General features: G+C 38.7%; 13 protein-coding genes and 1 pseudogene. 13 read left to right on the top strand and 1 reads right to left on the bottom strand.

All coding sequences use genetic code 11. The features are described from left to right. Nucleotides 1-33: 33 nt before the first annotated feature. Complete coding sequence (gene scrM, locus SPB_RS09705) at nt 34-1,119, bottom strand: peptidoglycan hydrolase ScrM (RefSeq protein ID WP_003104104.1); 1,086 nt, start codon at nt 1,117-1,119, stop codon at nt 34-36. Between the two features lie 995 nt (nt 1,120-2,114). Here scrM and SPB_RS09695 point away from each other — a divergent pair. The 13 genes and pseudogenes from SPB_RS09695 (at nt 2,115) to adhE (ending at nt 15,478) form a co-directional block, all read left to right on the top strand. Continuing rightward, nucleotides 2,115-2,471 carry a hypothetical protein gene (locus SPB_RS09695; RefSeq protein ID WP_037620360.1) on the top strand — a complete coding sequence of 119 codons (357 nt, stop codon included), beginning with the start codon at nt 2,115-2,117 and terminating at the stop codon, nt 2,469-2,471. A 112-nt stretch (nt 2,472-2,583) separates the two neighbouring features. Continuing rightward, the gene (gene purD / locus SPB_RS09690; RefSeq protein WP_003105976.1) at nt 2,584-3,846 is read left to right on the top strand and encodes a phosphoribosylamine--glycine ligase; all 1,263 of its coding nucleotides are present in this window, start codon (nt 2,584-2,586) and stop codon (nt 3,844-3,846) included. 207 nt (nt 3,847-4,053) lie between these two features. Further along, nucleotides 4,054-4,542: a 5-(carboxyamino)imidazole ribonucleotide mutase gene (purE, locus tag SPB_RS09685; RefSeq protein WP_003105227.1), complete on the top strand. Its 489-nt coding sequence runs from the start codon at nt 4,054-4,056 to the stop codon at nt 4,540-4,542. Beyond that, on the top strand, nt 4,529-5,620 hold the full coding sequence (gene purK, locus SPB_RS09680) for a 5-(carboxyamino)imidazole ribonucleotide synthase (RefSeq protein WP_003104124.1): 1,092 nt from the start codon (nt 4,529-4,531) through the stop codon (nt 5,618-5,620). The genes purE and purK overlap by 14 nt, the downstream gene beginning before the upstream one ends. 128 nt (nt 5,621-5,748) lie before the next feature. Beyond that, nucleotides 5,749-5,976, top strand: coding sequence for a hypothetical protein (locus tag SPB_RS09675; protein WP_003102941.1), 228 nt, complete (start codon nt 5,749-5,751; stop codon nt 5,974-5,976). 214 nt (nt 5,977-6,190) lie between these two features. Further along, a complete protein-coding gene (gene purB, locus SPB_RS09670) occupies nt 6,191-7,483 on the top strand; it encodes an adenylosuccinate lyase (protein ID WP_003104849.1) in 1,293 nt (430 codons plus the stop codon). A gap of 116 nt (nt 7,484-7,599) precedes the next feature. After that, nucleotides 7,600-8,517, top strand: a pseudogene (locus SPB_RS09665) (XRE family transcriptional regulator). Nucleotides 8,518-8,582: 65 nt separating this feature from the next. Beyond that, on the top strand, nt 8,583-8,681 hold the full coding sequence (locus SPB_RS11415; protein ID WP_199764314.1) for a quorum-sensing system DWW-type pheromone: 99 nt from the start codon (nt 8,583-8,585) through the stop codon (nt 8,679-8,681). 134 nt (nt 8,682-8,815) lie between these two features. Next, on the top strand, nt 8,816-9,814 hold the full coding sequence (gene ruvB / locus SPB_RS09660; RefSeq protein WP_003105437.1) for a Holliday junction branch migration DNA helicase RuvB: 999 nt from the start codon (nt 8,816-8,818) through the stop codon (nt 9,812-9,814). 223 nt (nt 9,815-10,037) lie between these two features. Continuing rightward, nucleotides 10,038-10,466 carry a low molecular weight protein-tyrosine-phosphatase gene (locus SPB_RS09655; protein WP_003104856.1) on the top strand — a complete coding sequence of 143 codons (429 nt, stop codon included), beginning with the start codon at nt 10,038-10,040 and terminating at the stop codon, nt 10,464-10,466. Nucleotides 10,467-10,494: 28 nt separating this feature from the next. Beyond that, nucleotides 10,495-10,896 (top strand): MORN repeat-containing protein, encoded by a 402-nt coding sequence (locus SPB_RS09650; RefSeq protein WP_003105881.1) that lies wholly within the window; start codon nt 10,495-10,497, stop codon nt 10,894-10,896. Then, nucleotides 10,893-12,671, top strand: coding sequence for an acyltransferase family protein (locus SPB_RS09645; protein WP_003103149.1), 1,779 nt, complete (start codon nt 10,893-10,895; stop codon nt 12,669-12,671). Before SPB_RS09650 ends, SPB_RS09645 begins: the two co-directional genes overlap by 4 nt. 158 nt (nt 12,672-12,829) lie before the next feature. Continuing rightward, a complete protein-coding gene (adhE, locus tag SPB_RS09640; protein ID WP_003104333.1) occupies nt 12,830-15,478 on the top strand; it encodes a bifunctional acetaldehyde-CoA/alcohol dehydrogenase in 2,649 nt (882 codons plus the stop codon). The last annotated feature ends 88 nt before the right edge of the window (nt 15,479-15,566 follow it).

Genomic DNA, 15,566 nt, shown 5'->3' with positions numbered 1-15,566 from the left:
GACCAAAGACCAAGCCTTGGCTTGGTCTTTTTCTTATGCTTTTTTTGCGCGTGCCATAGTTACCCAGGTAGCGCGTGAGCCAATTTGGACCCTGATACCATTTGTTTTCTGATCAATTTGTAGAATTTTGAATTTTCCAGGGATGATAAAGTACTCCCCTGGATTAAGGAATTGATCACCGGCTTTTTGTCCTTGTTGATTGGATTCATCTACAGGGGTTGGGTCAATCCAGTTGAGACTTGTTGGACTGCCACCGGCCAAATCGACACTGGAAATAAGGGAACCATGATGCTGATTCACTTTAAAGACCCCAGGGAAAGTGACCTGATCACCCACCTTGAACTGACCTGGCTTTGTTTCTGGGTCTTTCGGTTTTACCGAACTTGCTAATTTCTTTATTGCCACATAACGACGGTTGCCACTTCCTCCTATATAGGAGAGCCATTGGTAGCCCTCTGCAGTCAGCACTCGATCATAGATAACGGATTGACCTTTTTCATAATGAGTTAAGGCATGACTATTTAGTTTGGCTTCAGGGCGAACAGCGGTGCGTTCAGTAAAGTAGTAGGTACCACTAGGTGCTAAGTTGGCTGGTGCGGCGGTAGGCGTTGGGTTACTGTGACTTTGCCCAAGGTCCTTAAAATGAATGTAGCCGCTGACGGCTCCCATAGCAATCGTTCTGCGGTGATACTTCTCTGGCCCTTGGCCAGCATTATAATTGTATTCTTCTAGGGTCACCTGATTGCCATTGACTTCTGCTACCCAGGCCACATGTCCGTAGTCTTGGTGAGAGTAATTGACACCCTTGTCAAACCAAGCAACAGCACCTACTGTTGCTTGCATATCAACGGAATAGCCTTGGCTACGGGCAATGTGGCCCCATGAATCCGCATTACGATAACCTGTTGGTAACGTGAAACCATTAGCCGAACTTAGCCGAAAAGCGACGAAGGATGTACACTGCCTTTTGTACATGCCCCAAGTGTCGGGACCCCAACCCGTCTGCCACTGGCTAGGGTAATTGTCACCGAGAACAGCAGCCTTTGTATTTAGTGTGAAGGGGTTAACTAATTGACTGACAAAAACAGCCAAAACAATGAGTGTTTGAAATTTTTTCATAAGTTTACCTCCTTACCTAAGTTATTCGAAAAAACCTGCCTTTCATGGCAGGTTTTTTAATCTTTTCGCTTTTTAGGAGGAGAGAAAAGCAAAATGGAAAGAAGGCTGATAAAAAGCATGAATGTAGGTTCCAGATAGATTGACAAACCACAAAGTATTTCCAAACAATAGATTAGAGAGAAAATACTACATAAAAGGGTCAGTTGTTTTTTGGTCATAGGTGTTAGCTTAAACCTCCATTTGACTTTATTAAAACAGTATAGCAGAAGGATTGGGTGAGAGCGTGTTTTAATAGTAAATTTGATGTTCAATTTTTAAAGCACAAGTAAAAAAGTTGATTTGACCAGCTTGAAGTAAAAGGATAGTTTAAAATTATTCAGAGAAAATTGGTTTTCTTATTAGATAAATACCTCTTGCTGAAAAGAAAGGAATCAACATGTCATTCTTAAAAAATACTCAAAAAAATTAACAGAATGTTACTTTATCATGGTTGGTATTTATGTCTGTATAAAAAATATTATGGGTCAAGAACCAGTTGTGGTGCATCAAATAGTTATCTCAAGAATCTTTATGGTTTCATTAATTCTTGCTTTATTTTATACCCTGAAAGATAAAAATAGGGAGTAGTATCATGAGAAATTTGAAGAGACAAGATTATATTGATGGAATCTCTGCTTTTATAAAGATGTCATTAGTTACTATTCCAGTGGTAGTGCTCTTTTCTTATCTATTTCACAACTTTTATGGATGCTCCCATTTTCTTTTTATTTTACCTTTGTCCGATATACCATATCTTGTAAAGAGATGTAAGAGTAATGCCTATCTGTCAATCATGCTCATGATGGCTTTGACAAGTCTCAGAGACTTGCTACATATTCCAAATTTTAGAATTTCTATCTGGGTAATATTGGGGAACTTGTTATTATTGGTCATTTTATATTGTGTCAAAAAGTATCTTATTATAATATGTGAGAATAACAATAAAGGTGACTCAAATGAATAAAGATAGACTTTTAGAACAAATTCAGTGGTATTTTCTATCAGTTAGTATTTTTTTAGGGGGAATTTTAATTCACGCTTATTATTATCATGAACTTCCTCTAGTAAATTACATACTCTTTCTAATGATGACCGTTCTTTATTTTCTGGCTGATAGAATTAAAAGCATAAAACAATTTCTAGGTTGGTTAATCATGATATTCATCATGGATTATTTTGTTTGGGAATTGTTGAGAGGTACATTTTTTGAGATAAGATTAAATCTGCTTATTCTACTTAGTCTCTTTGCAATTTGTCTCTTGCTTTTTCTAATCATTTTATGGATTCGAAAATCTCATAAAGAATCAAAGTAAGCTTTCTCTACTATTGTCATTAAAAAGATATACGAATTTTCGTATATCTTTTTAAATTGACGAACATATGTGTTATAATTACTATATAAAATTCGCTTTTATGAGGTGTAGAATGAAATTATTGGTTGTCGGTTCGGGTGGTCGTGAGCATGCTATTGCTAAGAAATTACTAGAATCTAAGGATGTTGAAACAGTCTTCGTTGCTCCAGGTAATGCTGGGATGACGCTTGATGGACTGACTTGTGTAGATATTGCTATTTCCGAACATTCAAAATTAATTGACTTTGCTCAAAAGAATGACATTGCTTGGAGCTTTATTGGTCCAGATGATGCGCTAGCTGCGGGGATTGTTGATGATTTTAACAAGGTTGGTCTGAAAGCTTTTGGTCCAAGTCGTTTGGGCGCAGAGCTTGAGTGGTCAAAAGATTTTGCTAAGGAAATTATGGTTAAGTACCAAGTTCCGACAGCTGCCTATGGCACATTCTCCGATTTCGAAGAAGCAAAGGCTTACATTGAAAAAGAAGGTGCACCGATCGTTGTTAAGGCCGACGGTTTGGCTTTGGGGAAGGGTGTTGTGGTTGCTGAGACGGTGGAAGAAGCTGTTGAAGCGGCGCATGAAATGCTTCTCGACAACAAGTTTGGCGATTCTGGGGCGCGCGTGGTTATTGAAGAATTCCTAGCTGGCGAGGAGTTCTCACTCTTTGCATTTGCTAACGGCGACAAATTTTACATCATGCCAACAGCTCAGGACCATAAACGTGCTTATGATGGAGACAAGGGCCCCAACACAGGTGGTATGGGAGCCTACGCACCGGTTCCACATTTATCACAAACTGTCATTGACCAGTCTGTAGAAACAATCATTAAGCCTGTTCTGGAAGGGATGATTAAAGAAGGTCGTCCTTACCTAGGTATCCTTTATGCTGGTCTTATTTTGACGGCAGATGGTCCGAAAGTGATTGAGTTCAACGCTCGCTTTGGTGATCCAGAGACGCAAATCATCTTGCCTCGCTTGACCTCTGATTTTGCTCAAAACATTTCCGATATTCTTGACGGCAATGAACCTGAGATTACTTGGGTAAATGGCGGTGTAACTCTTGGCGTGGTCGTCGCTTCAAATGGCTATCCACTGGTCTACGACAAAGGTGTGACTCTTCCAGCAAAAACAGAAGGCGAGATTATCACTTATTATGCTGGGGCTAAATTTGACCAAGATGGCAAAGCATTGCTCTCAAACGGCGGTCGTGTTTACATGTTAGTCACCACAGAGAACAGCGTCCAAGCTGCGCAGAGTGTCATCTACAAAGAACTAAAAGAACAAAACACTGATGGTTTGTTCTACCGAAATGACATTGGCAATAAAGCAATAAAATAAGATAAAATGATAAAGATAAGCAACCGAAGGTTGTAGAAACAGATACTTTTTATGTAGTGAAAAGATAAGTAATGATAAAATCATTACTTATCGGGGGAATTTTTGAGACAAAGACTCAAAAATTAGTAATGGAATCACGAAGTGAGTCGCTTACGACCCCACCAATAAAAAGTATCAAAAAAGAAATAATTCAAAAAGGAGAGAAGCATGACACCTCAAATTTCAATCATCATGGGCTCTAAATCAGATTGGGCGACCATGAAAAAAACAGCTGATATCTTGGACCAATTTGGTGTGGCCTATGAGAAGAAAGTTGTTTCTGCTCACCGCACACCAGACCTTATGTTCAAGCATGCCCAAGAAGCGCGTGGTCGTGGCATCAAAATCATTATTGCTGGCGCTGGTGGGGCGGCTCACTTGCCAGGAATGGTAGCTGCTAAGACAAGCTTGCCAGTCATTGGTGTACCTGTAAAATCACGTGCTCTTTCTGGAGTTGATTCTCTCTATTCAATCGTTCAAATGCCAGGCGGCGTGCCGGTGGCAACCATGGCTATTGGGGAGGCGGGAGCAAGCAATGCTGCGCTCTTTGCTCTTCGAATCTTGTCCATTGAAGACAGTAAGATTGCGGATGCGCTAGCTGATTATACAGCAAAACAAGGAAAAATGGCAGAGGAGTCGACTGATGAACTCATCTAAAACTATTGGAATTATTGGTGGTGGCCAGTTGGGTCAGATGATGGCTATTTCGGCTATCTACATGGGTCATAAGGTGGTGACGCTGGATCCGTCGGCGGATTGTCCGGCTTCGCGGGTCAGTGAAATGATTGTGGCGGCTTATGATGATGTGGCTGCGCTCAAAGAATTGGCTGATCGTTGTGACGTCCTCACTTATGAATTTGAAAATGTTGATGCGGATGGTTTGGATGCCGTTATCACAGAGGGACAATTGCCGCAAGGGACTGACCTGCTTCGCATTTCCCAAAACCGTATCACTGAGAAAAACTTTTTGGCTAACAAAGCCGGGGTCAAAGTAGCCCCTTATAAAGTGATTAAGTCGGCTGCTGATTTGGACGAGATTGACTTGTCTAAAAATTATGTCCTTAAGACAGCGACGGGTGGCTATGATGGGCACGGTCAAATTGTCATTAAGTCTGAGGCTGACCTTGCTGCTGCAAGGGAATTAGCTGACGCTTGTGACTGTGTCTTGGAAGAATTTGTGGCTTTTGATTTGGAGGTGTCAGTCATCGTTTCAGGAAACCAGAAAGAATTCACTGTCTTCCCAGTCCAAGAAAATATCCACAGAAATAATATTTTGTCTAAGACAATTGTGCCAGCCCGCATCTCTGAGGAGCTTGCTGAGAAAGCTAAGGCAATGGCCTTGGAAATTGCTAAGCATTTGAACTTGGCTGGGACGCTCTGCGTGGAAATGTTTGCCACACCAGATGATATCTTGGTCAATGAAATTGCACCACGACCACATAATTCAGGCCACTACTCGATTGAAGCCTGTGATTTCTCACAGTTCGACACACATATCCTAGGTGTGCTTGGTCAGCCGCTACCAGCTATCCACTTGCACGCCCCAGCAGTCATGCTCAATGTCTTGGGTCAGCATATGGATGCTGCGCAGCAATTTATTCAAGACAACCCTAGCGCCCACCTGCACCTTTATGGTAAACTAGAAGCAAAGCAGAACCGCAAGATGGGACATGTGACGGTGTTTGGGGATGTGCCAGATGAGGTTGAAGAGTTTGGCAAAGGAATCGATTTTTAGGAGTCTTCTCTAATTTTGATTCGTCCTTGTCTCGTCTTGCCGTACTCGAGTACTGTCTGCGACTTCGACGCCTCGACTGAAAATAAAAGAATGACTCCTACTGAAACGTAAAACGGAGGTGAGTGGTAATGTTGAAAATTATTGTGCATGCTTTTGTTGAAGAAAATAAGGAAAATGCGGTTGTTGAAATTGTTTATGCTTCAGAAAATGGAGTTGCCATTTCAAATAAAATGGAAAATTTAATTAATCAGTTTCCAAATGACTTTTTAGCTATTTACGATTTACCACTGGATACTGATTTGACTCAATTAGGACACTATCCCTCAGTTGCAATTGGGAAAGAAGATTTTTTATAAAATAGAAAGGAAGAAGGGCATCGTATTCACTGAACTGAATACGGGCTACGGACTTCCAATCGACATTGAAGAAAAAGAAAGGAGAGAGGGTGTTTCCGAGTATTTGAACTCGGGCTAAAAGCTTCGGAAAAAAGATAAACTGCCTTGTGTGCAAGCACACTGCGTTAGTTTCCTATTTTTCTTTTGCTTTTGAACGCCCTCTGTATCATAAATTATGTTAGAACGTTATTCACGCCCTGAGATGGCGGAAATTTGGAGTGAAGAAAATAAGTACCGTGCTTGGTTAGAGGTTGAAATTTTGGCTGATGAAGCGTGGGCTGAGTTGGGTGAGATTCCTAAGGAGGATGTGGCTAAAATTCGTGCTAATGCCGATTTTGATGTGGACCGGATTCTTGAGATTGAGAAAGAAACGCGTCATGACGTGGTGGCTTTCACCCGTGCTGTTTCGGAAACACTTGGTGAAGAGCGCAAGTGGGTTCACTACGGGCTGACATCAACAGACGTTGTTGATACTGCCTATGGTTACCTTTACAAACAAGCTAACGACATTATCCGTCGTGATCTTGAAAATTTCACTAACATTGTCGCTGAAAAAGCAAAAGAGCACAAAATGACTATCATGATGGGCCGTACCCACGGTGTCCATGCCGAACCAACCACTTTTGGTCTTAAGTTGGCAACTTGGTACAGCGAGATGAAACGTAATCAAGAGCGTTTTGAACATGCTGCGGCTGGCGTAGAGGCTGGTAAAATCTCTGGCGCGGTCGGCAATTTTGCCAATATCCCTCCATTTGTTGAAGAGTATGTTTGCGGCAAACTTGGCATCCGCCCGCAAGAAATTTCTACACAGGTTCTACCACGTGACCTACATGCCGAATACTTTGCGGTTTTAGCAAGCATCGCAACATCTATCGAACGTATGGCAACTGAAATCCGTGGTTTGCAAAAATCTGAACAACGTGAAGTGGAAGAGTTCTTCGCTAAAGGACAAAAAGGTAGCTCTGCCATGCCACATAAACGTAACCCAATTGGTTCTGAAAACATGACTGGTCTTGCGCGTGTGGTTCGTGGTCACATGATTACTGCTTATGAAAATGTACCATTATGGCATGAACGTGATATCTCACATTCATCTGCTGAACGTATCATTACACCAGATACAACTATTCTTATCAACTACATGCTTAACCGTTTTGGAAATATTGTTAAGAACTTGACAGTCTTCCCAGAAAATATGGTTCGCAACATGGGATCAACATTTGGTTTAATTTTTAGCCAACGTGTGATGTTGAAATTGATTGAAAAAGGGATGACTCGTGAACAAGCTTACGACTTAGTACAACCTAAGACAGCTTATTCATGGGATAACCAAGTTGATTTTAAACCATTACTTGAAGCTGATGAAGAAGTCACATCACGTCTTAATCAAGATGAAATTGATGAACTCTTCAATCCAATTTACTACACACAACGTGTGGATGACATCTTTAACCGTTTAGGATTATAAATCTTTAAAAAAGACCTTCGGGTCTTTTTTATTTTAATAATAGAACTTTTATAATAATATTATTATCAAATTATAAACATGTTATAATGGGAAAAAATAGGTTAAGGGGTCTTTAAATGCCAGAGCTCGGGGATAAAATCAAAGCTATTCGACTGGGAAAAAAGTTAACTAGAGAGTCTATTTGCGGTGATGAGACAGAATTGTCTGTGCGTCAATTGGTACGAATTGAGCAAAATCAATCTCTGCCTACTCTTGCAAAATTAGTTTATCTTGCTAAAGTTCTAGATATTAGACTTGATAAGTTAATTAACCCAAAAACAATTTCAATCCCACATGATTATCTTGCCCTTAAATATCAAATTATCCGGACACCGTTGTATATGAATGATCAAGTTATGGCAATTAGAGAAGGGCAGTTTGATGCTATTTTTGAAAAGTACTATGACTATTTGCCAGATGAAGAAAAACTCATTATTGATTTTTTACAATCTAAATTTGATGTCTATCAAAGTGGAGATGCAAATTTTGGCCGTCCCCTCTTACAAGATTACATCAGACAAATCAGTAAGAAAAAACGCTATCAAATTAATGATATCTTCTTAATTGATCTCTATTTAACCTGTGCGATTGTCAGTTCATTTAAAGCTGAATTTTTTGACTTGGACCTATATCGTCGCTTTCTGTCCAAGTTATTGTTAATGGAGAAGACATTAGCCTTAAGTGATTTATTCTTACTTAATAATGTCCTTTTAACCTGTATTGATGTTGGTATTAGGATAGGTCATTTTGAACTCATTTAACCGGCTTTAAAGGCAAGTCATCGCATTATGTACAAGGTTCAAGATTTCCAACGCCTGCCAATTTACTGCATGCATGCCTGGAAAAATGCTCTTTTTTATACTAAGTCTGTAAAAAGAGGAGAGGATTACTTTCATCAGGCGCAACTATTTGCCAAATTGATTGGTGATAAAAATTTGGAAGGGAAATTAGCTCGTGAATGGCAAAAAAATTTGGCAGAAAGTGAAAAAACATGACATAGATGTCATGTTCAAATAGATCATTTTGACTTATAATAATCAAAAAAAGAAAGGAGAACCTTATGTTCAAAAAACACAAATACCGTATTTTATTTGCCATCATGGCACTTTTGCCCTTGCTAGCAAAAGTGGATCCCAATGATTGGTGGTACATCGGATAACCAAGCTTCCTAAACACTTCCTAATAAAGTCAGAAAAGAGAAAGTCCTACGTGACTTCTCTTTTTTAACTTAAAAAGAAAATGGACAAGTGATTACAGCTGATAAAACTAAAAAAATCATGCTATAATATAAGCATGACTAGAATTTTAGATGAAGAATTAATGGGTGATGAAGCTTTAGTTGAGCGCACCCTTCGTCCTCAATATTTAAGAGAGTATATCGGACAGGATAAGGTGAAAGACCAGCTGACTATTTTTATTGAAGCCGCCAAAATGCGTGATGAATCACTAGACCACGTGCTCTTGTTTGGGCCTCCTGGACTTGGTAAAACAACCATGGCTTTTGTGATTGCTAATGAACTAGGTGTCAACCTCAAGCAAACGTCTGGTCCAGCAATTGAAAAGGCTGGTGATTTGGTAGCTGTTTTGAATGACTTGGAACCAGGAGATGTGCTTTTCATTGATGAAATCCACCGGATGCCAATGGTAGTTGAAGAAGTCCTCTACAGTGCTATGGAAGACTTCTATATTGATATTATGATTGGGGCTGGGGATACAAGCCGTAGTGTCCATTTGGATTTACCACCTTTTACCTTAATTGGAGCAACTACAAGGGCAGGGATGCTCTCTAATCCTTTGCGTGCCCGTTTTGGAATTACTGGACACATGGAATATTACCAAGTTGATGATCTCACAGAAATTGTCGAACGGACAGCTGATATCTTTGAAATGGAAATTGTCCATGAAGCAGCCCATGAATTGGCCCGCCGAAGTCGAGGAACACCTCGTATAGCCAATCGTTTATTGAAGCGCGTGCGCGATTATGCCCAAATTATGGGTGATGGGGTAATTACAGATACTATTACTGACAAAGCTTTAGATATGCTTGATGTTGACCATGAGGGATTGGACTACGTCGATCAGAAAATTTTACGTACGATGATTGAAATGTACAATGGTGGACCTGTTGGTCTTGGGACACTGTCAGTGAATATTGCTGAGGAAAGAGACACAGTTGAAGATATGTATGAACCCTATCTGATTCAAAAGGGCTTTATCATGCGAACACGGACTGGCCGTGTTGCGACAGAGAAAGCATATCGTCATTTGAATTATCCTTACCTTGAAAAATAAAGGAAAAAAGTCTCGGCGTTAGTCGAGACTTTTTGAGAGATTTATGACGATTAAGACAAAGTCAAAATCGGGATAAAGGAATTGTACTTTTTATTTCTTAAACTTTGCTTAAATAAAAAATACTTATTATGAAGTGATATAATATAAGTTTAAAGTAAAAAATTAGGTAGGATTTTGCTAAGTAATTCTAATATTCTGATATAATAAACAAGAGGAGTTTACCATGAAGAAAGTATGTTTTGTATGTTTAGGAAATATATGTCGTTCAACAATGGCGGAATTCGTCATGAAATCATTAGATGACAACGCAGTTATCCATGTTGAAAGCAGAGGAACATCTAATTGGGAACATGGTAATCCAATTCATAGTGGAACTAAAAAGATTTTAAAAAAATATCATATTGACTATAGCAAGCATAAAACCTCGCAACAAATCAACAAAGATGATTTACATCAGTTTGACTATATTATTGGAATGGATTCTGATAATGTCGCAGATTTGTTAGACTTGTCAAATGGTCAATGGGATGATAAAATCCATCTCTTTATAGAAGGTGGCGTACCGGATCCGTGGTACACAGGTGATTTTGAAGAAACTTACTCTTTAGTTACTAAAGGCTGTCAAAATTGGCTAGAACAAATAAGTAGATAGAATAGAAATAGTAAACGAGAAGACATAAATGGAACAGATAAAGCAATTTTTCAAGAGATTTAATATTACACGAGCACAAATCGAAATTTTTTCAGTAATTATCCTCTTGGTTTTAGGTCTATCAGTTTTTATGATTAATCATAAAAGTAAAACTGCCTTAACTTATGATCAAGGACATATCAAATACACTGGTTATGTTATCAACCACCGCATGAATGGTCAAGGAACTCTAGTTTATGCCAATGGTGATAAGTATGAGGGAGATTTTAAACAAGGTGTATTTGAAGGACAAGGGACTTTTACCTCAAGAACAGGCTGGTCTTATAAAGGTGACTTTAAAAAAGGACAAGCAGATGGTAAAGGGACACTCAAAGCAAAAAATAACAAGGTTTACAAAGGGACCTTCAAACAGGGGATATTTCAAAAATGAGAATTAAATGGTTTTCGTTGATACGTGTGACTGGTTTACTACTAGTCTTACTTTATCACTTTTTTAAACACGCTTTTCCAGGTGGTTTTATCGGAGTTGATATTTTCTTTACTTTTTCAGGCTATTTAATTACTGCCTTATTAATCGATGAATATTCTAAGTTCAATGCAATTGATATCATTGGTTTTTACAGAAGACGTTTTTATCGGATTGTGCCACCATTAGTTTTAATGGTTTTATTGACTATTCCGTTTACATTTCTAGTTAAATCAGATTTTGTAGCTAGCATTGGAAGTCAAATTGCAGCAGCCTTAGGATTCACTACCAATTTTTATGAAATACTAACTGGTAGTAGTTATGAAAGCCAGTTTATTCCACATTTATTTGTTCATACCTGGAGTTTAGCAATTGAAGTTCATTTTTATATTTTATGGGGTTTGTTTGTCTGGTTCTTAGGCCGACAAAAATATAATGATAGACAGTTCCGTGGTATTTTGTTTGTGTCATCAAGTACAATCTTTATCATCAGTTTCTTAACAATGTTTATTAGAGCATTCTTTGTTTCTAATTTCTCATTGATTTATTTCTCAAGTATTGCACATGTCTTTCCATTCTTTATTGGTGCCATGTTTGCGACCATTTCTGGAATTAGAGATACAACTGTCCGCTTCCAAAAAAATGTTAAATTATGGCCAATGAAATTTGTTATTGGTTTTATGGCTGGAGCATTTGCCCTCTTGTTGCTCTTGACCTTGTCCTTAGACTTTAACAATATCATAACTTACTTGTTTGGCTTTGTTTTAGCAAGTTTGTTTACTGCTGTGATGGTTTATGCGGCGCGTGTCTTAAATGACCAAACACCGACTATTGAAGAACCGTTTATCATTACTTATATTGCAGATATCAGTTATGGAATGTATCTTTTCCATTGGCCGTTCTATATCATTTTTAGCCAATTAGTGCCTAACTGGTTTGCTGTGATTTTAACACTGATTTTCTCAGTCCTCTTCTCAACCCTTTCTTATTACATCCTCGAACCTTTACTTGTTGGTAAAAAGCCTAATCTTTTTGGCCTTAGTCTTGATCTAGAGAAATATACAAAATGGTTTGCTTTAGCTGGACTTGCTTTACTGTTATTAATGGTTGGTCGTAGTATAGCTGCGCCAAAAGTTGGCAAGTTTGAGACTGAGCTCACAGTTGGTGCTTTACAGCAAAGTCAAAATAGCTTGAACCGGACGCATACTCTTGCAGCTGGAGATGCCAACGCCTTGAGTGATGTTAGCATTATAGGGGACTCTGTTGCCCTTAGATCAAGTGCCGCTTTCTCAAAAATTATGCCATCAGCACAGCTTGATGCCGCAGTAAGCAGAAACTTTAGCCAAGCTTTTGAAATTTACGACAATCGTAAATCGTCTGAGACTTTATCCAAAACAATCGTTTTGGCCGTTGGGGTTAACTCTTTAGATAATTATAAAACGGATTTACAAAGTTTTATCAAAGATCTTCCAAAGGGTCACCGTTTAGTAATTGTCACTCCTTATAATTCGCAAAATTTAGCACAAATTGCTGAAGTCCGTAATTATGAACTCACACTTGCCAAGAAATACTCTTTTGTTAGTATTGCTGATTGGTACAAAGTAGCTGTTGCCACACCAGATATCTGGGAAGGTACTGATGGCGTTCACTACAGTGATGCAGACACTAAAGGGGCTGATCTTTATGTAACAACTATTAAAGATGCAATTGAACGTGTAGCCAAAAAAGAAGCAAAATAAGACCTGAATGGGTCTTTTTTTGTGTACATATAAAAAAGTTTGAAAAAAACTTCACAAAAAATTTGTGAAACTATTTACAAAGTGAAGATTTATGATATAATAATTTTGTAAATAAATTGTGAAACTTTTAACAAACAAGATTTCTAGAGGAGAATAGAATGGTTGAACAAAAAATGACACCGGAACAAAAATTAGCAGATGCACAAGCACACGTTGATGAGCTTGTCCAAAAAGGTCTCGGTGCCTTAGAAGAATTCCGTAAATTAAATCAAGAGCAAGTAGACTATATTGTTGCTAAAGCTTCAGTTGCTGCTTTAGATGCTCACGGTATCTTAGCAATGCATGCTTTTGAAGAAACTGGTCGTGGTGTTTTTGAAGATAAAGCGACTAAAAACTTATTTGCTTGTGAACACGTTGTTAACAACATGCGTCATACAAAAACAGTTGGAATTATTGAAGAAGATGATGTTACAGGTTTGACTATGATTGCTGAACCAGTTGGTGTTATCTGTGGTGTTACACCAACAACAAACCCAACTTCAACAGCTATCTTTAAATCTTTGATTGCTTTGAAAACACGTAATCCAATTGTCTTTGGTTTCCACCCATCGGCTCAAGAATCTTCAGCACACGCAGCACAAATCGTTCGTGACGCTGCGATTGCTGCAGGAGCTCCTGAGAATTGTATCCAATGGATTTCAAAACCTTCTATGGAAGCTACTGGCGCTTTGATGAATCACGATGGTATTGCAACTATTCTTGCAACTGGTGGTAATGCAATGGTTCGTGCAGCATATTCATGTGGTAAACCTGCCCTTGGTGTAGGAGCTGGTAATGTACCTGCTTATGTTGAAAAAACAGCAAATATCCGTCAAGCAGCACATGACATTGTTATGTCTAAATCATTTGATAATGGTATGGTTTGTGCTTCTGAACAAGCAGTTATTATCGATAAAGAAGTTTATGATCAATTTGTTGAAGAATTTAAATCATACAGAACTTACTTTGTAAACAAAAAAGAAAAAGCTCTTCTTGAAGAATTCTGTTTTGGTGCAAAAGCAAACAGCAAAAACTGTGCTGGTGCAAAATTAAATGCTGACATCGTTGGTAAACCAGCTACGTGGATTGCTGAACAAGCTGGCTTCAAAGTTCCAGAAGGCACAAACATCCTGGCTGCTGAATGTGCTGAAGTTGGGGTTAAAGAACCACTTACTCGTGAAAAACTTTCTCCAGTTATTGCAGTTCTTAAATCTGATTCTACAGAAGATGGTCTTAAAAAAGCTCGCCAAATGGTAGAGTTCAATGGACTTGGTCACTCTGCAGCTATTCATACAGCAGACGAAGCTTTAGCTAAACGTTTCGGTACTGAAATGAAAGCTATGCGTATCATTTGGAATTCACCTTCAACTTTTGGTGGTATTGGTGACGTTTACAATGCCTTCATTCCATCATTAACACTTGGATGTGGTTCATATGGACGTAACTCTGTAGGTGATAATGTTAGTGCTATCAACCTCTTGAATATCAAAAAAGTAGGAAGACGTAGAAATAATATGCAATGGTTTAAGGTTCCTTCAAAAACATACTTCGAACGCGACTCTATTCAATACTTACAAAAAGCTCGTGACGTTGAACGTGTCATGATCGTTACTGACCATGCGATGGTTGAGTTAGGCTTCTTGAATAGAGTTATTGAACAACTTGACTTACGTCGTAATAAAGTTGTTTATCAAATCTTCTCAGATGTTGAACCAGATCCAGATATTTCAACAGTAAATAAAGGTACTGAATTAATGCGTGCCTTCAAACCGGATACTATTATTGCACTTGGTGGTGGTTCACCTATGGATGCTGCCAAAGTTATGTGGCTCTTCTATGAACAACCAGAAGTCGATTTCCGTGACCTTGTTCAAAAATTCATGGATATCCGTAAACGTGCCTTCAAATTCCCTGAACTTGGCAAGAAAACAAAATTCATTGCTATTCCAACAACTTCAGGTACAGGTTCAGAAGTAACACCATTTGCGGTTATTTCAGATAAGAAAAATAACCGTAAATACCCAATTGCTGACTACTCATTGACACCAACAATTGCTATTGTAGACCCATCATTAGTTATGTCAGTTCCAGGATTTATTGCTGCTGATACAGGTATGGACGTACTTACTCACGCAACTGAAGCATATGTGTCTCAAATGGCCAATGACTTTACTGATGGTTTAGCTTTACAAGCTATTAAGATTGTTTTTGAAAACTTAGAACGTTCAGTTAAAGATGCGGACTTTGAATCTCGTGAAAAACTACATAATGCCTCAACTATGGCTGGTATGGCTTTCGCCAATGCTTTCCTTGGAATGAGTCATTCAATGGCTCATAAGATTGGTGGGGTTCATCACACTGTTCACGGACGTACAAATGCAATTCTTTTACCATATGTGATCCGTTACAACGGAACTCGTCCTTCTAAAACAGCCACTTGGCCTAAATACAATTACTGGAAAGCTGATGAAAAATTCCAAGATATTGCTAGATTATTAGGTCTTCCAGCTTCAACTCCAGAAGAAGCAGTTGCATCATATGCTAAAGCTGTTTATGATCTTGGTGTTGCAGTAGGAATCAAGATGAATTTCAAAGATCAAGGTATCGATGAAAAAGAATGGAAAGATAGCCTTCATGAAATTGCTCTACTTGCTTATGAAGATCAATGTTCACCAGCTAACCCACGTTTACCGTTGGTTGCCGATATGGAAGAAATCATGTCTGATGCTTACTATGGTTACGAAGAACGCCCAGGTCGTTTAAAATAAAACCTGACATGTTACTGTAATGCGAAGAAATGCTCTCTTGGTTCTCCTCCTTGAGAGTATTTCTGTGAAAAAGTGCTGAAAAATAAGG

The organism is Streptococcus parauberis NCFD 2020 (assembly GCF_000187935.1).
GTDB lineage: Bacteria > Bacillota > Bacilli > Lactobacillales > Streptococcaceae > Streptococcus > Streptococcus parauberis.
This window is presented reverse-complemented; position numbering and strand designations above follow the sequence as displayed.